Genomic DNA, 20,564 nt, shown 5'->3' on the forward strand with positions numbered 1-20,564 from the left:
TTATAAGGTATCAGTAGTTTAACATGCTCTGCCTTGAGCCGTTGTCTATTATTTTTCCAATAAAACCATAATTTTTTTTTATAAAAAAGACAATGCCCAATAGAACCCAATGATGAACATTGGGTTGCTACATAAAGATTTGAAGCATGAAGAGCAGATTAATATTGCCAGAACATCCGTTGGATCTCTTTAGCATCATTGGTTTTTGTTAAAGCAAGTGCTGCCAGAAGACGTGCTTTTTGTGGATTTAGATCGTGTGCAACAATCCAGCCATATTGATCATCAGGTTGTTCTGCATTGCGGAGTACAAAGCCTTGAGGGACTCGTGATGAGCGAATAATTTGAATACCTTGTTCATCATGCAATTGTCTTACAACAGGTACAATATAATTTGCCATCGAACCATTGCCTGTCCCTGCATGAATAATCGCTTTAGCGCCCGCCTTGGCATAAGCTAAATATGCATCAGGTAGCATAGAATCTGAACCGTAAACGATCTGCACCAATGGCAATTGATCACCTTTGATATTTTCGATATTAAATTCAGAGGTGTTATTAAAACGTTTAACCGAATTTCTAAACCAATACGGTTTACCTTCCACTAGCGTTCCTAAAGCGCCCCATTGGCTAGCAAATGCATTGGTATGAATGTTAATAGTTTTGGTGACATCTCGTGCAGCAAAGATTGAGTCATTCATTAGCACCATCACGCCTTTATTTTTAGCTTCATCTGAAGCAGCAAGGGCGACTGCACTATATAAATTCAATGGGCCATCGGCTGAAAGTGCAGTTGATGGACGCATTGAACCGACCACTACAATAGGTTTGTCCGTATGAATCACCAGATTTAAAAAGAATGCTGTTTCTTCTAAGGTGTCTGTGCCATGCGTAATAACGATACCATTCACCGATGGCTTTTTGACTAACTCATTGACCTGACGAGCAAGAGAAAGCAACTCTTTATCCGTAATACTTTCTGAAGCAATTTGCAGGGCTTGAACGCCACTGACATTGGCTAAGTCTTTGACTTGTGGAACGGCATTGATTAACGCATCAACTGGAACTTTGGCAGCTGTATAGGTTGCGCTGTTGGTTGAGCTTGCTCCTGCACCAGCGATTGTTCCACCTGTTGCAACCACCACCACGTTATTCTTTGCATATAAAGATACAGAAGCAGCAAGTAAGGTAACCGCAAGCGCACATGATTTAAAAGTTTTACTTATCATTAACCGTTTTCCTAGTTGTTAAAATTCCATTAAAAAAGCAATGTCTGTGCCAGACATTGCTTTAATTTAAGGTTTTTTTTACAACTAAGTCATTGGCAAATTATTATGTAGTCATAATTAACGTTTTGTGGCTAAGAAACGACCTAAACGGGTAATGGCTTCACGTAATTCATTCTCCGCAGGTAAGAAAACCAATCGGAAATGATCCGGAGTGGGCCAGTTAAAACCAGTTCCTTGCACCAAAAGTACTTTCTCTGCACGTAAAAAGTCCAGCATAAGTTGTTCATCATCTTCAACCTGATAAATAGTGGGATCAAGTTTAGGAAAACAGTACATCGCACCTTCAGGCTTGACACAGCTTACTCCCGGAATTTCATTCAACATTTCCCATGCAATATTACGTTGTTCATATAAACGGCCATTGGGGCGAATTAAATCATTAATTGATTGATAGCCCCCTAATGCTGTTTGAATCGCATATTGTGCTTGATGATTGGCACATAAACGCATAGAAGCCAACATATCCAGACCTTCAATATAATCTTTGGCACGGGATTTATCGCCTGTAATAGCCATCCAACCTGAACGATAACCCGCAATACGATATGATTTAGACAGCCCATTAAAAGAAATACAAAGTTGATCACCGGCTAAAGCAGCTAACGCAACATGTTCAATACCGTCATAAATGATTTTGTCGTAGATTTCATCTGCAAATAAAATTAGGTCATACTTTTTTGCTAAAGTTACAATTTGTTCTAAAACATGACGTGGATACACAGAACCTGTTGGATTGTTTGGATTAATTACCACAATACCGCGTGTATTGGGCGTAATCTTACTTTCCATATCGGCAATATCAGGATACCAGCTATTTTCTTCATCACATTTATAGTGAATTGCTGTGCCACCAGACAAGTTTACCGCTGCTGTCCATAAAGGGTAGTCAGGCATTGGTACTAGCATTTCGTCGCCATCGTCCAGCAACCCTTGCATTGCCATGACAATCAGTTCAGATACGCCATTTCCGACATACACATCATTGACATGCATATCACGAATCCCTTTTTGCTGATAATACTGGCAAATTGCTTTACGGGCAGGAAAGATACCTTTTGAGTCAGTATAACCAATGGCATTGGGTAAATTTAGCGCGACGTCATTAATAATTTCTTGTGGGGCTTCAAAACCGAACGGGGCGGGGTTTCCAATATTCAGTTTAATAATTTTGTGGCCCTGTTCTTCCATTTCATTGGCCGCTCGTAACACAGGTCCACGAATGTCATAGCAAACATGCTCGAGCTTAGAAGATTTTTTAATTTCTCGTGGCGTTTGATGTGTTGTGTTCATTTTAGGGCTCTCGAAAGGAGTGGGGGTCACTTTTGCATAACGATATAAATAGCTTTTAAAAGTTTCAGTTGTTACCAGATCAAGGTCGTGTTGATCCTTAAGTAAGACAACAATTTTTTCATGCGTAAATCCTGCCTGTTGATATTGTTTAATCACAGGTAGTAGGTTTTTAAAAATAACGCTTTTTTTCTGCGACATTTTTTAATCCTGAGCAAGAATAGACATAAGCCTAACATTATTTTTGCTCACACAAAAGCATCTTTAAAATAAAAATGCTTACCTTGATATTTATTTTTGCTTACTTTTTGCTTTTGATTGAATTATAAGTGTTTTGTAAATTGTTCAGTAAACACTAGAAATTTTTAAATGAATAACGTAAATATAGGATTATCCTATTTTAAACAGCAAAATAGACAGGGAAAGAATCATGGGAAAACTCAATAAAACAGAACGAGAATGGCAAAGAGAGTTATCACCAGAAGAGTACCGAATTACACGACAAAAAGGCACTGAACCTGCTTTTACTGGACAATACTGGAACACCAAGCAGCAAGGAACTTATGTTTGTCGTTGTTGTGGTACTGAGCTTTTTACATCAGACACTAAATATGACAGCGGTAGTGGCTGGCCTAGCTTTTATAGACCAGTGACTTCGGGAGTGATTGATGAACTGGAAGACTCAACACATGGTATGACACGTACGGAAATTATCTGTCATAATTGCGATGCTCATTTGGGGCATGTCTTTGAAGATGGACCGCAGCCGACAGGACTACGCTATTGCGTAAATTCGGCTTCATTACAATTAAAAACTAACGAAAAAAATGATGAGGAAACTTATCCATGACGAGCCTTTATCAGTTTGAAGCTGAATTATTAGAGGGTGATATCAAGCAACTTGCCGACTATGAGGGAAAAGTGCTTTTGATTGTCAATACTGCCAGTAAATGTGGTTTCACTCCACAGTTTGCTGGATTAGAAAAAATATACGAAAAATATAAGGATCAAGGGTTCGAAGTATTAGGCTTTCCTTGTAATCAATTTGGGGGACAGGATCCTGGATCAAATGATGAAATCGGGGCTTTTTGCCAGCGGAACTATGGAGTTAATTTTCCTATGTTTGCTAAAGTTGATGTCAAAGGGCCTGAAGCACACGCGATTTTTCGTTATTTGACGCGTGAAGCCAAAGGAATTTTAGGCAGCGAAAGCATTAAATGGAATTTTACGAAATTCCTTGTCAGCAAAGACGGTAAAGTATTGAATCGTTATGCACCGACCACAAAGCCAGAAAGTATAGAGGATGATATTGAGAAAGCGTTGGGTAAATAATATTCACATTGAAAATACTTATGGATAGTCCAGATGTAGCATTTTGGAGTGATCCGCGGATGCCTTATGTAGAAACACGTAAGGCATGTCAAAGTCGCATTTGCTATAAAGCACATAGCCATGCGACTTTTTCAATTGGGGCGGTGGATCAGGGACAGAGCCGTTTTAGTAGTTATTTACATACTGCTGTAAATATTGAGTCAGGTTCAATTGTCAGTATTCCTGCTTATATTGAGCATTCGTGTAATCCATTGCCCGATCAAGCGTGGAGTTATCAAATGATGCATTTAAGTCTGGATTGGTTAACTCAATTATTTGAAGAATCGATTGCAGATCGTATTTCTAGCCCAATACCTGAATTAAGACCAGAAATTATTAAAGATCCTGAGATTTACCAATATTTTTGTCAGTTGAATAACATGTTGTTTGATACACAGCGAACGATATTAGAAAAAGAGCAATATCTGGTTGAAATATTAAATCTGGTTATTTTTCCATCATTGCAATTAGAGCCTTTAGATGAAAAATCATATCTGCAACAGCATTTACGGGATCTGGTAGATATTCTTTTTCAGCATGAAAGTTTTCTTTCACTTGAGCAATTATCGAATCAGAGTGGGATTAGTCGTTACGCGATTATTCGTTTATTTAAACGCAATTTTGGTCTGACCCCTCATGCATTCCAACTCAACCTAAGAATTAATCAGGCACGTGAATTACTGAAAAAAGGGAAAGCTGTCGTAGATATTGCTTATGATTTGGGTTTTACTGATCAAAGTCATTTTCATCGAGTCTTTAAGAGTTTAACAGGCGTTACTCCTAGGCAGTACCAAAACGGGTTCTAAACGCAATTTTATACAAGAACAAAATGCCATGTTTCCTTAATCTGCTGTTTTTATTTTATCAAATAGCGGTTTATGGAACTTTTTTTTGCAATTGCTATCACTCATTTTATTGCTTTACTTTCACCTGGACCAGATTTCTTTTTGATTTTAACGACTTTACTTGCGCGAAATAAAATAGCAGCAAAACAGGTGTGTTTGGGGATTGCGCTGGGCAATGCCATTATTTTATTAGTAGTTTTTTCAAGTTGGTATTTGATTGGAAAAATGGATGTTTTGACTTTGACATATTTAAAATGGAGTGGGGTGGGTTATTTGCTCTATCTTTCTTTTTTATGTTTTCGTTATGCAAATTCTAAAATTGAAATAATTCAAGTTCAACCCTCGCTATCACACTTTCTAGGTTTAAAGCAGATTTTACTTGGACTGCAATCTAGTTTACTCAATCCAAAAAATATTCTTTTTTATAGCAGTCTGACTTTGCTTGTTGCAGAAAAATTTAATGTTTATCAAAAAATTATTGTTTCTGTCTGGATGGTTATGGTGGTTCTGTTTTGGAATTTATTTTTGGTAAGATTACTTTCGTTTGATCAATGGCAAACTTTTTTAAGTAGTCATTCAAAATGGATCTATTATGTTTCAGGCATATGTTTTGTGATATTTGCAGTGTTTATGATGGTAATTATTTGAATTTATATATTTTTTATTTTAAGAGTTTGTCTATATAAAATTGTTTAAATCATTTTTGTTCTCAGGAACTATTCGTAAATATTAATCAAAAAAAAGGAATAGAAATGATTAAATTAAAACCGTTAGTTTTGATGATGGCATCAATGTCATGTTTTGGGGCTAGTGTTTTATATGCAGAGGATAGTGTCGAAAAAACAGAGACCTCCGAACAGGATACTAAGGTTTTATGCCAGGGTACGGTTCGTTGATTGATACGCCTTATGGCAAAATAGGTAAGCATACGAATTTTGGCGAACCTTCACTCGATCATTTGAAAGTAGATGAATATTCTGCTGGCTACGAGTTTTCACATGAATTTGAAAATGGCCTGATATTTATGCAGAACTATCGTTGGGCCAGAATGGATAATGATCTCTTAAGCACATTTGCATGGAGTTCTGATAATGATCGTTCAGCTTATCGTGGTTATAGTTTCACCGATGGTGTATCTAAAACAAATAGTATTGATAACCGCTTAATTAAAAACTTTACTTTTGGTGATGTTCAAAACAAAGTCATGCTAGGTGTGGATTATTATAAGAATGAAACGGATGGCGTAAATAATGGCTTTGGCTATGCACCACCAATGGATCTTTTTAATCCTGTACATAACCCAAATATTGCAGTTACGGCATTACCTTATCATATTGAAACTGAACAATTAGGTTTTTATCTATCGAATCAATTCAGCTATGCAGAACTTGTTGATCTTAACTTAGGGATTCGTCAGGATAAGGCAAAAGGAAGTGCGACTCAAAGTGGTTCTACAGCACCCGATTATGATGTAGATAAAACAACATATACGGCAGGTTTGATGTATCACGCCCCTTATGGTCTTTCACCTTATTTAAGTTACTCGACTTCTTTTAGACCTGTGACAGGGATTGATGGCTACAATAATGCCTATAAACCCTATGAAGGCAAACAATATGAGGTGGGCATTAAGTATGTCCCTGAGGGGTTGAGAGGCGATATTACACTCGCATATTTTGATCTGACTGAAAAGAATGCTTTGATTGCTGATCGTTCAAATATTCAGGTACAGGCTGGAAAAAGAACGAATAAAGGAATTGAGTTGCAGGCAAACTTAAATCTTACGGATAATCTGGCGGCGCAGTTTGCATATACACATAATAATTCTGATCAAGAGGTTTCAGCAGTACAAACGATTCGTACACCTGCGATTCCTAACGATCAAATTTCAGGAAAATTAAATTATAGATTTATTAATGATTACTTCTTTAATGGATTGCGCCTAGGAGCAGGTGTTCGTTACGTTGGCAGTAGTAACGATGAAAAGACTTATCCAGGTTATAAAGTTGATTCCTATACATTGGTTGATTTAATGGCAAGCTATCCATTAAACGAACAATTAGACGTACAGGTCAATGCAACAAATCTCGAAAATAAAAAATATGTCAGTGCTTGTGATTTCTATTGTTACTATGGCGCAGAGCGTTCAGTGGATATGCGTGTAACTTATAAGTGGTAATCTCTTTTATGCCCTTAAATGGATATAGCTTCATAAGCTGATTGTGAAGTTATATTCATAAAAATACGTTATATTCTTAAAAACTATTTAAATAGTTTCTATTCTCATTTAGTATCATGACAATTTTATAAACTGTAATCATGGAATTGTGATGGTCAAGATAAAACCGCTTGTACTTATGATGGCTTGCGCATCAGGCTATGTAATCTCACATGCAGACGATCAAACCTCTCCAAACGATATAAATAATACTACAGGTGGGCCTGTCACTGCTTTGCAAACCATTCGCGTTGTTGCTAGTGCGGATGCTTCTGCAACAGGACTTATGGAGGCTTACGCAGGCGGACAGGTAGCAAGTGGTGGTCGTGTTGGTATTTTTGGTAATCAGAAAAATCTGGATACGCCATTTAATTTGACCAGTTATACCAATCAATATATTCAAGAGCGTCAGGCGAAAAGTGTTGGGGATGTTTTAAAGGCTGATCCAAGTGTACGAGTTGGGCGAGGCTATGGTAATTTTCAGGAAAATTATTATATCCGTGGATTCAATTTAGGTTCAGATGATACGGCTTATAATGGATTGTATTCTATTTTACCGCGTCAATATATTCCAACGGAGCTCTTTGAACGTGTAGAAGTGCTTAAAGGTGCTTCTTCATTTTTAAATGGTGCGATGCCAAGTAGCGGGGGTATTGGAGGTGCAATTAACCTTCTGCCGAAACGTGCAGGTAATGAACCTCTCAACCGTGTGACCGTTGGTACGGATTTTAATGGCGGCTATATTTCAAATGATATTTCGCGCCGTTTTGGAGAGGATCAACAATTTGGGGTACGAGTTAATACCGCTTATCACGGTGGTGATACTGCTGTTGATGATGAAGAAAAATCTCTAGGTCTGGCTTCAATTGCCTTGGATTATCGAGGGGATCGGTTGCGTTTGTCAGGTGATATGGGATATAGCAACAACCGGTTGACAGCAACACGTCCGAGTGTGACTTTAGGGGCGGCGATAACTTCAATTCCAACCCCTGTAGACGGTTCTAGTAATTATGCACAAAAATGGTCGTATTCAAACGAAGAAGATTATTTTGGTAGCTATCGTGCTGAATATGATTTAAATGATGCCATTACCGCTTATGCTGCTTACGGTTTCCGTCATGGAGAAGAGCAAAATAGTTTGGGCAATGTGACTTTAACCAATGCTACAACGGGTGCTAGTACCTTCTATCGTTTCGATAATGCTCGTGTAGATATGGTTAATACGGGTGAAGTGGGTATTCGTGGTAAATTTGATACGGGTTCCGTTCAACATAATCTAGTGCTTTCCGCCTCTGCTTTTCAACAAAATACCCGTAATGCATATTTTATGGATTGGGGTAATCAGTTGACTACAAATATTTATGATCCCGTTCAATATAATCAGCCAGAAGCATTAACTCCGTTGTTCCATGGTAATAACATGGATTCACCAAAGCTTACTACTCGAACCAGACTTAGAAGTATTGCGATTGGAGATAACTTAAAAGCCTTTGATGATAAATTAATAGTTATGCTGGGTGGTCGTTATCAGACCATTATTCAGGATACCTATCAATACGATAATAAAGGTAAAGATCCATCATATGATGAAAGTAAATTTACTCCCGCGTTAGGCTTAACTTATAAAATTACGCCAGAAATTTCAGTTTATGGTAACTATATTGAATCTTTGGCTAAAGGTTTAAGTAATACAACGAATAATGTCACTACGACTTTAAAGCCTTTTGTTGCTAAGCAAAAAGAAATAGGCGCTAAGTACGAAAATGGAACTATTGGAGCAACATTAAGTTTATTTGATATCAATAAACAACGTGCGATTATCCAAAATTCTGTGTTTGGGGATGGTGGTGAATACGTACATCGTGGTATCGAGCTAAACACATACGGTAAATTAACGGATGACATCACTGTATTGGGTGGCGCAACATGGATGCATGCTAAACAAAATGATACTGGATCTGCTGTATATGATGGTAATTATGAGGTAGGTGTTCCAAAATTTCAGGCTAATTTAGGTGCTGACTGGAAATTACCTATTGCACAGGATATTTCCCTAAATGCGCAATTGATTTATACGGGTTCAACTTATGCAAGTCTGGATAACAACTTAAAAGTTAATGATTGGACCACTCTTGATTTGGGTGCAACCTATAAAACCCAAATCGGACAAACTCCAACAACATTCAACTTTTCGGTGAATAATGTATTTGATAAGGACTATTGGGGTGCAGTCGGTCTTTATGACAATATCAATAGTACAGGTAATACCAATAATGGTTATTTGGTTGCAGGTCAACCACGTACCTTTATGTTAAGTGCCAGTTTTGATTTTTAATTCATTATTGACTTAGTAAGAAATAAACAAAGCCTCCATCTGGAGGCTTTGTTTATTTCTTAAACTTAAAAAATTAAAGAATTTGCTTTAAACGTTGTACAACTTGTTCACATTGGGCCAAATCTGCAACCAACGCCATTCGCACATGGTTTTGTCCAGGATTACCTTGTTCAGTTTCACGAGATAGGTATCGTCCTGGTAGCACCTTAATATGTGCTTTTTCCATTAACATTTTTGCAAAATTTTCATCATTATCGACTTGTAACCAATAATAAAATCCAGCATCAGGCTTTTTAAGAGGTAATAAAGAACCAAGTTCAGACTGAAATAAGTTAAATTTGGCACGATATTGCTGTCGATTTTCTTCAACATGGGATTCGTCATTCCATGCCGCAATGGAAGCCAATTGATGTTGAACAGGCATGGCAGCGCCATGATAAGTACGAAACTTTAAATAAGGTTTTAATAATTCAGCATCACCTGCTACAAAACCTGAACGCATACCTGGCAAGTTTGAACGTTTAGACAGAGAATGAAAAACGATGCAATTTTTGTAGTCATTGCGTCCCATTTCGGCACACACTTCTAATAACCCTACAGGAGCTTCATCGAACCACAGTTCGGAATAGCATTCGTCAGATGCAATCACGAAATTATATTGATCAGACAGTTGAATCAGTTTTTTAAATTGTTCTTTGGACAGTACCGCACCCGTAGGATTACCTGGTGTACACACAAATAATAATGCTGTTTTTTCCCAGACTTCGGCTGGAACCGCATCAAAGTCACCGAGATAATCGTTTTCGGGGGTACAGTTGATAAAATAAGGTTTTGCGCCTGCAAGTAATGCAGCCCCTTCATAGATCTGATAAAAAGGATTAGGCATCACCACATATGGCGTATCGTCGCGATTAATTAGAGCTTGAACAAAAGAGAAAATCCCTTCACGCGTACCTGTTACAGGTAGAATCTGATCCTCAGCATTAATGCTATTTAATTTAAAACGCTGAGTTAGCCAATTGGCAATGCTTTGGCGTAATTCTGCTAGGCCTTTACTATTTGGATAAGTAGATAAATGCTGAAAGTTATCAATAATTGCCTGTTTTACAAACTCAGGAGCAGGGTGCTTTGGTTCCCCTATAGAAAGTGGAATCAGCGGTAAATCTGCTGGAGTAATTTCTTTAAAAAGTGCATTTAACTTTTCAAATGGATAAGGATGTAATAAAGACAAACTGGAGTTCATTAAACAGTTACCGATTCGTAAAAAACTGAGTTAGTGTTGACTAACCACTTGATTGGATGCTTCGTCTAGTGCTGATTTTAACTGTACAGCAAAGAGTTTGGCTTCTTCAATATTCATGGGATGACCGTCTTTTTTTGTCACAAAGAAAATATCTTCTGCACGTTCACCCAATGTTGCAATTTTAGCTGAATGAATATCCAGACCTTGCATCATAAATAATCCACCGACTCGAGCCAGTAAACCCGGCTGATCCAGTGTTGATATTTCAACCATATTTTGCTGAAGAGCGGGGTTAAGCGTGATATCAACCGTATTTTCTACATCAAAATGACGGAGTTGGCGTGGAATGCGGCGTTGCATGAGTCCTGGGTATTTATCCGATTGACTAAGTGCTTTTACTAAAGCTTCTTTCACTGTGGCTTGGCGTTCAGGATCAGTCAGTAATGTTCCAAATCGGTCTAGTACTACATAAGTATCCAGACTAAATGCTTTCGTCGCTGTAATAATTCGTGCATCTTGTACATCGAGATTCATGCGGTCCAAGATTGCCACAGTAGTTGCAAATAAATTGGGTTTATCCTGCGTATAGATAAAGATTTGAATGGCATCTTGTGCCTGTGTTGACTGACGATGCGCACGAAATAAAACCAAGGGCGCGGGATTGTCACCATGCTGTAAAATTGCACGGGTATGCCAAGCAATCTCATCTGCTGATTCTTTAAGGAAGTATTCATCGCCAAGTTCTTGCCAGACTTTCTCGACAGCATCTAGTGAAAATTCATTGACTAATTTTTCACTGGCAGTAAATTTAGTATCTTCAATCAACATCTGATAATCGACAGGACGTCCCAAACCTGAACGAATGACATCTCTGGAATAGGTATAAAGCTGACGCATTAATGAAGCACGCCATGTATTCCAGAGTTTTGGATTGGTTGCATTGATATCTGCAACTGTCAAACTGTACAGATAATCTAGATGTTCCATATCCCCAAGTTTTTCAGCAAATTCTTTAATGACATCGGGGTCAGAAATATCTTTTTTCTGTGCTGTGAGGGACATGAGTAGATGGTTTTGAATGAGCCACGCGACCAGTTTGCACTCACGTTCGGTAAAACCATGTTTACGGCAAAATTCAATGGCATCTTCTGCACCCAACTCACTATGGTCACCCCCACGACCTTTGGCAATATCATGAAAGATCGCAGCAAGATAAACAATATCGCGACGTGCCAAACGTTGGAAGACTGAACTGACAACTGGAAAGTGCTGGGCAAATTCGGGTTCTTTAAAGCGGTTTAGATTACGAATAAGCAATAAAGTATGCGCATCCACCGTATAAATATGGAATAGATCATATTGCATCAGTCCCATAATTTGACCAAATGCAGGAATATAATTACCCAGAATTCCATAGCGCTTCATATCTACCAGCGTGTCATATAGACGATGCGGGGAGCGAATAATCGCCATAAATAAAGCTTGATGCACGGGATTATTGCGAAATTCTTGATCAATTCGCTTTGCAGCCATAATCAACAAACGCAGGGTTCTAGCACGAATCCCCTCGATTTCAGGTCGATTAGCCAATAAATAGAAAAGCTCTAAAATGGCACTTGGATGTTCAGCAAATATTTTATGGTGTTGAACAGCAAGTTTGCCATCAACTAATTTGAAATTTTCATTAATTTCTTCAATTTTACGCTCATAGTTCGGCAAGCGTGGTGTAATAACCGATTCATTAAAATACGCAAGTAGCATTTCATTTAAGGTAGAGACCTGCTGCGCAGTACGATAGTAACGTTTCATAAACTGTTCTATCGCGTAATTAGCTGATTTACCTTCTTCTTGTACATAACCAAATTTGGATGCAATATCACGTTGATAGTCAAATAGAAGTCGATTCTCATCACGCTTGGTCAAACGATGTAAGTGATGGCGAATTTCCCACAAAAAGCTTTCGGCTTCCTCAAGTACGCTTAATTCAAACTCCGAAATAAAACCAAGGTGAACCAGATCGTAAATACGATTGACACGGAAATGTCGCTTCGCAATCCAACCGATTTGATTCATATCCCGAATGCCACCAGGTGCATTTTTTATATCAGGTTCAAGATTGCTTTCTGTATTGTTATGTTGAGCATGGCGTTTTTCCTGCTCTTCCATTTTTGCATCAAAAAAAGTTTTATCAGTCCATGTTTGAGATACGATGCGGCGCGGCCATTTGGCCAGATGTGGATTTCCTGTGATAAGGCGCGCTTCAATTAACGTCGTTGCAACCGTTAAATCATTGGTGGCTTCTTCAAAACAGTTACGAATAGTGCGTACACTGATACCCGGTTTAAAGTTTCCAACATCCCAAAGCGAAGAAACGAAAGTCGAAATCTGTTTTTCCTGTTCAGGCGTGATGTGATGTTCGGATAAAATCATGATATCTACATCTGAATAGGGCAGCATCTCTCGGCGGCCATAACCACCGACAGCAAATAGTCCTAAATCTGTTTGATTCAATCCTGCATGATTCCAGAGAAATATCAGAGCTTCATCAATAAAGTTGGATCGTGCTAAAACAATATTTCGTATGGGTTGGCCATTTTCATAAAACTCCTGTAGCTGCTGTTCAACGTCATTACGCCATTGATTAATTGCCTGAATGTCATGGTGACTGGTGACATAACTCAGCAGCGGAGAAGTATTGATCATAAAAATAGACCTACCTTAAACTTATGAATGGGTTTGAACTTGAACGAGTGAGGCAGCTTGAGCAGCAAGCTCACGTGCTTGATCTGTATCTTCCGCCCGTGCAGTAGCAACTCCCATACGACGACGTTTGAAGCCTTCTGGTTTTCCAAATAGACGCAAATCGGTATCTGGGTGTGCTAAAGCTAGGTTTAGATTGCTGTAGCTTAAATTATTGGCATCCACACCTGCATAAATTACCGCACTGGCTGCTACGCTATGACGCAGCGTATTCACTGGTAGTCCTAGAATAGCTCGTGCATGTAACTCAAATTCGCTTTGAAACTGGGAAGCCAAAGTTACTAGACCTGTATCGTGTGGACGAGGAGATACTTCGCTAAACCAGACTTTGTCGCCTTTAACAAAGAGTTCTACCCCGAAAATACCGCAACCGCCAAGCGCGGTTGTGACTTTATGAGCAATTCTTTTGGATTCGATTAGTGCGGCTTCGGTCATTGGCTGAGGTTGCCAGCTTTCGACATAGTCTCCCGAATCTTGACGGTGCCCAATTGGATCACAATATTGAGTTTCGATTTCACCTGTTTCTGGATGTTTTGCCCGAACAGTCAAGAGCGTAATTTCAAAGTCAAAATCAATTTGCGATTCAACAATGACTTTGCCTTGATTTACTCGGCCGCCAGTTTGCGCATATTCCCATGCAGCATCCACTTCTTCAAAACTTTTAACACGAGATTGACCTTTGCCCGATGAAGACATAACAGGTTTAACAAAGTTCGGATAGCCAATATCGTCACAAGCGGCACGGAAGCTTTCCAATGAATCTGCAAAGCGATAAGCTGAAGTTGGTAATCCTAATTCTTCGGCGGCTAAACGGCGAATCCCTTCACGATTCATCGTCAGGTTGACTGCCTTGGCTGAAGGAATAACAGTAGCATCCGCACTATTTTCAATTTCAACCAGAACCTCAGTCGCAATTGCTTCAATTTCTGGCACGATTAAATTCGGTTTTATTTTTTCAATAAGCTGATGTAATTCATCAGCATCAGCCATATTGAGGGTATAAGAAAAATGCGCAACTTGCATCGCTGGAGCATGATCATAACGATCAGCGGCATGGACCTCAACTCCTAAACGCTGTAAAGAAATGACGACTTCTTTACCGAGTTCTCCTGAACCTAACAGCAACACCTTAAAGGCAGAAGATTGAAGGGGAGTACCAATAGTCACGCTCATGCGAATCATCCGTGCAAAAGTTGGGTATTAAGCATAGCAGAACTAGAACATGAATTAAGCCTTGTTTCACATAAAAATATATAGTTTTGTTCGACAAAAAATATCAAATCTAAAAACTTAAGAATTTTAAATAAAATGAAATGCTTGTTTTAGATCTGTGTAGTAATTTATCTACATTTCACCGTAAATTCAGCAACGTTATTTTGTGGTTTTCAAAAAACAAATCTGTAAATATTGAGTATTGCTCCGGAATTCACTAGCATAGTGCCGAAATGTTGAGACAGGTAATCGTTGATGATCACTTCAACACCAAAATTTTTGTTTTTTACTCCCATACTTTTAGTTGTAGCTCTGATTTCTGGCTGTAATCAAAATGACCCTAACAAGGCAGATAAGGTTGAAATTAAAGCGGCGCCTACTTTAACCAATGATGCAACGACTTATGCGCATAAAGCGTGGGGGTTAATCAATGAAATTGATCCTGTTGTATATACCAAACAGATTGATCAAATTGATGAGCAAGTAAGAAAGCCATTGCGTCAATTAAGTACAGACTGGCGTATTAATGTCAAAATGACAGATTCAGTCACCGAAGGTAAATATGCCTTATGCCGTAAAGCATTAACTTCTCTGGATACATGGGCCAGAGAAACCAAAGATAATAGTAAAACGGTAACTCAAAAACAGGCTGACTATGAGCGTGATAAATCGCAATGTAAGGATGCGATTGATAATCCAGTTTTGGGTAATACTGATCCAAAACGCTAAATTAAAAAAGCGAGATTCAAACGATTCTCGCTTTTTTAATGCAAATAGAATTAATGCTGTTGGTGACTCATCGTGGTTGAAGTTGTCGTGGTGGTTGCTGGTGTTTTCGCTTTTTCAGGTTTGGTGGTTTTTACTTCTGTCGTTTTTACAGTTTTCGTGGTTTTTGAAGCTTCAGCTTTTGCTGGTTTTACTTTTGTACCGGATATCGCCACACATTTTCCACCTTTATGATTGGGGCCTGTTCCACCTTGTAATGATGTTCCTTTTGGGCAGGCAAAGGCGGTTGCACTAAGTAATGCTAAGGTGCTACTAAGAAGAATTACAGAAATCTTTTTCATAGTGTTCTGATGAATATAAGGCATTAGTACCTTATTGAAAAATAGAAGATCGCATCCTGATCAAAAAGAACAGTTTTGTGTTGTATTTGCTTAAAAATATTAGAATTTATAGTGATAATTTTATTTTTAATTCAGATTTAAGTTTTGTACGTTTAATCGACAAAGGAATAAGTCAGCAAAAACAAGCCCTATTGTAAATAAAACAATAGAGCCCGGGCCGCTACTTTGACAAATATACAATAATGTAAGGTTTAGATTTGAAAAAAATGGCGAAAAAACACCATTAAACCTCCACACAAAATTAAAATACCAATCATATAACGCAATAATGCAGGAAAGGACATGTCATAAGAACCTGTGTACAAAATAGCTGAACCTCTTATTGGATCGCTGTTTGATAACGGCGATTGACTTCATTCCAGTCCACTACATTATAAAATGCAGCAATATATTCAGGACGACGGTTTTGATATTTCAAATAATAGGCATGTTCCCAGACATCCAAACCTAAAATTGGAGTATTACCATTCATAAGAGGCGAATCCTGATTTCCGCTACTTTCAACAACTAGTTTTTTCTCTGGAGTGACACTTAACCATGCCCAACCACTACCGAAGCGACTAATGGCTGCTTTGGTAAAGGCTTCTTTAAATGCATCAAAGCCGCCCAATTCTTTATCAATGGCATCTCCAACAGCTCCTGTTGGATTTCCGCCACCTTGAGGACTCATCACTGTCCAGAAAAGAGAATGGTTGGCATGCCCGCCACCGTTATTAATGACGACATTTTTAATATCGGCAGGCACCTCATTAACTTTAGCTACAAGCTCCTCCACAGGCAATTTTTCCCACTCAGTACCTTCAATGGCGGCATTGATATTATTAATATAAGTTTGATGATGCTTGGTGTGGTGAATTTCCATTGTTTTTGCATCAATATTGGGTTCAAGTGCATCGTATGCGTAAGGCAAAGCAGGTAGGGTGTACGCCATGAGAATTATCCTTTTTTAAAATCAAAGTGTTTCAATCAGGTTTAGTTTAGGGGATGTTGAGTTTTATGTAAATATAATGATAATTATTATCGTTGTATTTATTGTTTATAAATTTATGCCGGCAATAAAAAAACCAGCAAGTGCTGGTTTTATAGTTTTGATTAAATAAGTTGATTACACGTTAAAACGGAAGTGCAATACATCGCCATCTTGTACGATATAGGTTTTACCTTCCAGACGCCATTTACCAGCTTCTTTGGCACCCGCCTCACCGTTATATTGTACGAAGTCATCATAAGCGATACATTCAGCACGGATAAAGCCTTTTTCAAAGTCAGTGTGGATCACGCCAGCTGCCTGTGGTGCTGTCGCGCCAACTTTGACTGTCCATGCGCGAACTTCCTGCACACCCGCAGTAAAGTAAGTCTGTAAACCTAATAGAGCATAACCTGCACGAATGACGACATTTAATCCCGGTTCCTGCATGCCCATTGCTTCTAAAAATTCGGCACGATCTTCATCTTCAAGCAGTGAAATTTCTGCTTCAATTTGGTTGCATAAAGGAACCACAATCGCATTTTCTTCTGCCGCTAGTTTTTTAACAGCATCGAGGTGTGGATTATTTTCAAAGCCATCTTCGGCAACGTTGGCAATATACATGGTCGGTTTTAAAGTCATTAAACCAAAACCACGAATAAGTTTACGCTCATCATCATTCAAATCAGCTGCACGAGCGGGTTTACCTTCATCTAGCAAAGGTTGAATTTTCTCTAAAACTGCTTTAGTCGCGATGGCTTCTTTATCGCCCCCTTTTGCAGATTTAGTAAGACGTAATAATGCTTTTGCTACAGTTTCAAGATCTGCCAATGCGAGTTCTGTATTAATCGTAGCAATATCATCGAGTGGATCAATTTTACCATTTACGTGAATGACGTTTTCGTCTTCAAAACAACGTACTACATGAGCAATCGCATCAGTTTCACGAATATTTGCTAAAAATTGGTTGCCCAGACCTTCACCTTTTGATGCGCCTGCAACTAGACCGGCAATATCCACAAACTCCATTGTCGTCGGTAGGATACGTTGTGGTTTTACAATTGCTGCGAGTTTATCGAGACGCGCATCTGGAACAGGCACAATACCTGTATTTGGTTCAATGGTACAAAACGGAAAGTTTTCTGCGGCAATCGCAGCCTTGGTTAATGCATTAAAAAGTGTTGATTTACCAACGTTTGGCAGGCCCACAATACCGCAATTAAAACCCATGAGAGGACTCACAAAATATGTAAACTAAAAATTGAGGCTGATTTTACATGAAAGCCATGACAAAGTCAGGTCATGGCGAAGTGTGAATTATTACAAGCTTAAATTTTACGTTTATCTAATTGTTGAGAAAGCGCATCTCCTGTGGCTTGAATCAGCATGACCAATACAATAAGCACTAAAATCACTGCAAACATAATGGTTAAATCAAAACGCTGATAACCATATCGATATGCAATATCTCCCAATCCCCCTGCACCAATAGCGCCAGCAATTGCAGAGGAGTTAATCATGGTTACAATGGTAACGGTAAAACCTGCCACGATCCCTGGTAGGGCTTCTGGTAAAAGTACATGCCAGATAATCTGTTGACGATTACAGCCCATGGCTTGTGCTGCTTCTATGAGCCCCTGATCCACTTCCCTTAAACTGACTTCTGCGATACGAGCAAAAAAGGGAATGGCTGCCAGAGTTAAAGGCACAACAGCCGCCCAAACCCCATAACTGGTACCGACGATCCAGCGGGTAATCGGAATCAGTGCGACCATTAAAATTAAAAAAGGAATGGAGCGAGTGATATTAATAATCCAGCCAATAGGCTGATTAATTTTTTGTGAAGGATAAATGCCATTCTCTGAGGTACTTACTAAAATTACGGCGAGCGGTAAGCCAATCAGAAATGCAAATAAGGCGGAAACGCCAACCATAATTAAGGTGTCTAATGTTCCTGCGAGTAAGAGATCAATGAGTTGGTCGTGCATAACCGATCACCTCCACACGCTGAATAAAAGGAGACAGCCGGATTTTTAAATTTTCCAGATTAAGATTGAGTTGTGAAACTCCAACGATCAAAGATCCGATTAAATGCTGCTGAATTGTATCGATATGACTCTGATATAAATAAAGCGGCGCATTAAAACTGGTTAAAATTTGATTCAGGTCAGGGGCATTTTTGACTTCACTCTGATATTGCAATTTGATAATAATTTGGGTCGAATCAATTTGGGGTTGTGAAAAATATTGAAAGGGCAAATCCAGTTGCTCCAGATTTAATAACTCTTGTGTAATCGGCTGCACAGGATTGGAAAAAACTGACCAGACTTGTCCCGACTCCACAATTTCGCCGTGTTCAATTACCACCACCTGATCACAAATGTCACGAATCACTTGCATTTCATGAGTAATCAAAACAATGGTAATCCCTAATTCCCGATTAATTTTTTTAAGTAAGGAAAGAATCACTGACGTGCTTTCAGGGTCTAAAGCTGAAGTGGCTTCATCACAGAGTAAAATTTCTGGATGGTGTACCAGCGCACGAGCAATTCCTACACGCTGTTTTTGTCCCCCTGAAAGTTGTGATGGATATTGCCCAGCTTTATGACTTAATCCCACCAATGATAAAACTTCATCAACACGACTTTTGATCTCTGATTTAGCATAGCCTGAGATTTTTAGCGGGAGTGCTACATTTTCCCATACAGTTTTGGCTGACATTAAATTAAAATGTTGGAAAATCATGCCAATCCGCTGACGCAGTTTGATTAAACGAGGATGATCCAGTGTGGTTAATTCCTCTTGGTGAATCTTGATTGAACCTGAACTAGGGTGTTCAAGTCCATTCAGTGTACGCAATAAAGAAGATTTACCCGCGCCACTTTTACCAATGATTCCAAGAATTTTACCTTCAGGGATATCCAGATGAATATCTTTTAAGGCATGAACTTGTTGGCCCTGACTGTGATAAATTTTATTCAATGATCGAATTTGAATATGAGGTAATGCAAAATTAACAGGGGAACCGAAACTGACCATATTGAAATCCTTATACCCAGCCTGGAAACCAGAGTTTTGATCCTAAATCTTCATTAAGTGCAGCTTTAACAGCAGGCGAAGTTTGATAAATCTCTACAAACTTTTTCAATTTATCGCCTTTATCCTGATAATCATCACGAACTACAAATAAAATGGCATAGCGTTTATTTGAAGTATCATCCAAAACAAGAGCACTTTCTGGATCAGCAGTTTTTGCCAATCGTAAATAATGTGGATAGCCAAAAGCTAAATCAACATCATCAATGGCACGAGCTGTTTGTGGGCCTTCGACTTCAATAAACTGTAAGTTTTTTGGGTTTGATGAAATATCACTAAGTTTAGATAAATAATTATTTGTATCTTTGAGCTGAATCAATTTGGCTTGCTGTAATAGTAATAATGCGCGTCCTTGATTGACCGGATCGTTTGGAATGACCACCCGTGCATTTTGTGGTAAATCATCCAGACTTTTATATTTTTTGGAGTATAGTCCGACATGCGAAGCAGCCCCGACGCCGAAGGCTTTGAGTTTATAACCAGTTTCCTTAATCGCATTGTTTAAAAAAGGTTGATGCTGAAAAAAGTTGGCATCAATATCACCATTATTTAAAGTGATATTGGGTGTGTTCCAGTCGGAAAACTCGACTAATTTGACATGAATGCCTTGTTTCTCTGCTTCTTTAGCCGCAGCCTGTAATGGATGGGCAAAAGGGGGGCTGATGCCGATGACTAACTCTTCGTTCTGAGTTTGGCGTTGTTTATTCCAGATGAATAAACCAATAATCAGAATGACAAAAATTGCACCGAATATAATCAGTTTTTTGTTCGATGAACGAGATGTTGAGGATGATTGACTCATCTGAGACTCCAAAAT

General features: G+C 38.7%; 18 protein-coding genes. 7 read left to right on the top strand and 11 right to left on the bottom strand.

All coding sequences use genetic code 11. The annotated features are described in order from the left end of the window. Positions 1 to 158: 158 nt before the first annotated feature. Together IAE19_RS05710 and IAE19_RS05715 are read right to left on the bottom strand one after the other, a co-directional pair. Positions 159 to 1,226, bottom strand: a complete 1,068-nt coding sequence (locus IAE19_RS05710) for a type II asparaginase (protein ID WP_200459978.1) — start codon at positions 1,224 to 1,226, stop codon at positions 159 to 161. A gap of 117 nt (positions 1,227 to 1,343) precedes the next feature. Beyond that, positions 1,344 to 2,774: a pyridoxal phosphate-dependent aminotransferase gene (locus IAE19_RS05715; protein WP_200459979.1), complete on the bottom strand. Its 1,431-nt coding sequence runs from the start codon at positions 2,772 to 2,774 to the stop codon at positions 1,344 to 1,346. A 229-nt stretch (positions 2,775 to 3,003) separates the two neighbouring features. Here IAE19_RS05715 and msrB point away from each other — a divergent pair, with 229 nt between their 5' ends. The 6 genes from msrB (at position 3,004) to IAE19_RS05745 (ending at position 9,342) form a co-directional block, all read left to right on the top strand. Continuing rightward, a complete protein-coding gene (gene msrB, locus IAE19_RS05720; RefSeq protein ID WP_200459980.1) occupies positions 3,004 to 3,423 on the top strand; it encodes a peptide-methionine (R)-S-oxide reductase MsrB in 420 nt (139 codons plus the stop codon). After that, positions 3,420 to 3,905, top strand: a complete 486-nt coding sequence (locus tag IAE19_RS05725; protein ID WP_200459981.1) for a glutathione peroxidase — start codon at positions 3,420 to 3,422, stop codon at positions 3,903 to 3,905. The genes msrB and IAE19_RS05725 overlap by 4 nt, the downstream gene beginning before the upstream one ends. Before the next feature lie 20 nt (positions 3,906 to 3,925). Beyond that, positions 3,926 to 4,750, top strand: a complete 825-nt coding sequence (locus IAE19_RS05730; protein ID WP_200459982.1) for an AraC family transcriptional regulator — start codon at positions 3,926 to 3,928, stop codon at positions 4,748 to 4,750. 72 nt (positions 4,751 to 4,822) lie between these two features. After that, positions 4,823 to 5,437: a LysE family translocator gene (locus IAE19_RS05735; protein ID WP_200459983.1), complete on the top strand. Its 615-nt coding sequence runs from the start codon at positions 4,823 to 4,825 to the stop codon at positions 5,435 to 5,437. Between the two features lie 226 nt (positions 5,438 to 5,663). Beyond that, a complete protein-coding gene (locus IAE19_RS05740; RefSeq protein WP_200459984.1) occupies positions 5,664 to 6,968 on the top strand; it encodes a TonB-dependent siderophore receptor in 1,305 nt (434 codons plus the stop codon). 151 nt (positions 6,969 to 7,119) lie between these two features. Next, positions 7,120 to 9,342, top strand: coding sequence for a TonB-dependent receptor (locus IAE19_RS05745; RefSeq protein ID WP_200459985.1), 2,223 nt, complete (start codon positions 7,120 to 7,122; stop codon positions 9,340 to 9,342). Positions 9,343 to 9,415: 73 nt separating this feature from the next. Here IAE19_RS05745 and dapC read toward each other — a convergent pair whose 3' ends face one another. Genes dapC through purT form a run of 3 tightly spaced genes read right to left on the bottom strand, consistent with a single transcriptional unit; the run spans position 9,416 to position 14,527 of the window. Further along, positions 9,416 to 10,585 carry a succinyldiaminopimelate transaminase gene (dapC, locus tag IAE19_RS05750; protein ID WP_200459986.1) on the bottom strand — a complete coding sequence of 390 codons (1,170 nt, stop codon included), beginning with the start codon at positions 10,583 to 10,585 and terminating at the stop codon, positions 9,416 to 9,418. Between the two features lie 30 nt (positions 10,586 to 10,615). Continuing rightward, a complete protein-coding gene (gene glnD, locus IAE19_RS05755) occupies positions 10,616 to 13,288 on the bottom strand; it encodes a [protein-PII] uridylyltransferase (protein ID WP_200459987.1) in 2,673 nt (890 codons plus the stop codon). A gap of 21 nt (positions 13,289 to 13,309) precedes the next feature. Continuing rightward, positions 13,310 to 14,527 carry a formate-dependent phosphoribosylglycinamide formyltransferase gene (gene purT, locus IAE19_RS05760; protein ID WP_200459988.1) on the bottom strand — a complete coding sequence of 406 codons (1,218 nt, stop codon included), beginning with the start codon at positions 14,525 to 14,527 and terminating at the stop codon, positions 13,310 to 13,312. A gap of 285 nt (positions 14,528 to 14,812) precedes the next feature. Here purT and IAE19_RS05765 point away from each other — a divergent pair, with 285 nt between their 5' ends. Then, positions 14,813 to 15,286, top strand: coding sequence for a hypothetical protein (locus IAE19_RS05765; protein WP_200459989.1), 474 nt, complete (start codon positions 14,813 to 14,815; stop codon positions 15,284 to 15,286). 50 nt (positions 15,287 to 15,336) lie between these two features. Here the strand turns inward: IAE19_RS05765 and IAE19_RS05770 are convergent, their stop codons facing one another. From IAE19_RS05770 to IAE19_RS05795, 6 genes are all read right to left on the bottom strand, one after another. Further along, positions 15,337 to 15,624, bottom strand: a complete 288-nt coding sequence (locus IAE19_RS05770) for a hypothetical protein (protein WP_200459990.1) — start codon at positions 15,622 to 15,624, stop codon at positions 15,337 to 15,339. A gap of 379 nt (positions 15,625 to 16,003) precedes the next feature. Beyond that, positions 16,004 to 16,615, bottom strand: coding sequence for a superoxide dismutase (locus IAE19_RS05775; protein ID WP_200459991.1), 612 nt, complete (start codon positions 16,613 to 16,615; stop codon positions 16,004 to 16,006). Between the two features lie 174 nt (positions 16,616 to 16,789). Next, positions 16,790 to 17,881: a redox-regulated ATPase YchF gene (gene ychF / locus IAE19_RS05780; RefSeq protein ID WP_200459992.1), complete on the bottom strand. Its 1,092-nt coding sequence runs from the start codon at positions 17,879 to 17,881 to the stop codon at positions 16,790 to 16,792. A 98-nt stretch (positions 17,882 to 17,979) separates the two neighbouring features. Next, positions 17,980 to 18,639: a methionine ABC transporter permease gene (locus IAE19_RS05785; RefSeq protein ID WP_200459993.1), complete on the bottom strand. Its 660-nt coding sequence runs from the start codon at positions 18,637 to 18,639 to the stop codon at positions 17,980 to 17,982. Then, positions 18,620 to 19,690 carry a methionine ABC transporter ATP-binding protein gene (locus tag IAE19_RS05790; RefSeq protein WP_200459994.1) on the bottom strand — a complete coding sequence of 357 codons (1,071 nt, stop codon included), beginning with the start codon at positions 19,688 to 19,690 and terminating at the stop codon, positions 18,620 to 18,622. The genes IAE19_RS05785 and IAE19_RS05790 overlap by 20 nt, the downstream gene beginning before the upstream one ends. 10 nt (positions 19,691 to 19,700) lie before the next feature. Next, positions 19,701 to 20,549 (bottom strand): MetQ/NlpA family ABC transporter substrate-binding protein, encoded by an 849-nt coding sequence (locus IAE19_RS05795; RefSeq protein WP_200459995.1) that lies wholly within the window; start codon positions 20,547 to 20,549, stop codon positions 19,701 to 19,703. Positions 20,550 to 20,564: the final 15 nt, after the last annotated feature.

The organism is Acinetobacter sp. S40, from assembly GCF_016624705.1.
GTDB lineage: Bacteria > Pseudomonadota > Gammaproteobacteria > Pseudomonadales > Moraxellaceae > Acinetobacter.

What these genes read in the sequence shown, in the direction of transcription:
- IAE19_RS05790 (WP_200459994.1), bottom strand. Translation starts at nt 19,690, where the DNA reads ATGGTCAGTTTCGGTTCCCCTGTTAATTTTGCATTACCTCATATTCAA.
- IAE19_RS05765 (WP_200459989.1), top strand. Translation starts at nt 14,813, where the DNA reads ATGATCACTTCAACACCAAAATTTTTGTTTTTTACTCCCATACTTTTA.
- IAE19_RS05785 (WP_200459993.1), bottom strand. Translation starts at nt 18,639, where the DNA reads ATGCACGACCAACTCATTGATCTCTTACTCGCAGGAACATTAGACACC.
- IAE19_RS05735 (WP_200459983.1), top strand. Translation starts at nt 4,823, where the DNA reads ATGGAACTTTTTTTTGCAATTGCTATCACTCATTTTATTGCTTTACTT.
- IAE19_RS05775 (WP_200459991.1), bottom strand. Translation starts at nt 16,615, where the DNA reads ATGGCGTACACCCTACCTGCTTTGCCTTACGCATACGATGCACTTGAA.
- IAE19_RS05795 (WP_200459995.1), bottom strand. Translation starts at nt 20,549, where the DNA reads ATGAGTCAATCATCCTCAACATCTCGTTCATCGAACAAAAAACTGATT.
- IAE19_RS05710 (WP_200459978.1), bottom strand. Translation starts at nt 1,226, where the DNA reads ATGATAAGTAAAACTTTTAAATCATGTGCGCTTGCGGTTACCTTACTT.
- msrB (WP_200459980.1), top strand. Translation starts at nt 3,004, where the DNA reads ATGGGAAAACTCAATAAAACAGAACGAGAATGGCAAAGAGAGTTATCA.
- IAE19_RS05730 (WP_200459982.1), top strand. Translation starts at nt 3,926, where the DNA reads ATGGATAGTCCAGATGTAGCATTTTGGAGTGATCCGCGGATGCCTTAT.
- dapC (WP_200459986.1), bottom strand. Translation starts at nt 10,585, where the DNA reads ATGAACTCCAGTTTGTCTTTATTACATCCTTATCCATTTGAAAAGTTA.
- purT (WP_200459988.1), bottom strand. Translation starts at nt 14,527, where the DNA reads ATGATTCGCATGAGCGTGACTATTGGTACTCCCCTTCAATCTTCTGCC.
- IAE19_RS05740 (WP_200459984.1), top strand. Translation starts at nt 5,664, where the DNA reads ATGCCAGGGTACGGTTCGTTGATTGATACGCCTTATGGCAAAATAGGT.
- IAE19_RS05770 (WP_200459990.1), bottom strand. Translation starts at nt 15,624, where the DNA reads ATGAAAAAGATTTCTGTAATTCTTCTTAGTAGCACCTTAGCATTACTT.
- glnD (WP_200459987.1), bottom strand. Translation starts at nt 13,288, where the DNA reads ATGATCAATACTTCTCCGCTGCTGAGTTATGTCACCAGTCACCATGAC.
- IAE19_RS05725 (WP_200459981.1), top strand. Translation starts at nt 3,420, where the DNA reads ATGACGAGCCTTTATCAGTTTGAAGCTGAATTATTAGAGGGTGATATC.
- ychF (WP_200459992.1), bottom strand. Translation starts at nt 17,881, where the DNA reads ATGGGTTTTAATTGCGGTATTGTGGGCCTGCCAAACGTTGGTAAATCA.
- IAE19_RS05745 (WP_200459985.1), top strand. Translation starts at nt 7,120, where the DNA reads ATGGTCAAGATAAAACCGCTTGTACTTATGATGGCTTGCGCATCAGGC.
- IAE19_RS05715 (WP_200459979.1), bottom strand. Translation starts at nt 2,774, where the DNA reads ATGTCGCAGAAAAAAAGCGTTATTTTTAAAAACCTACTACCTGTGATT.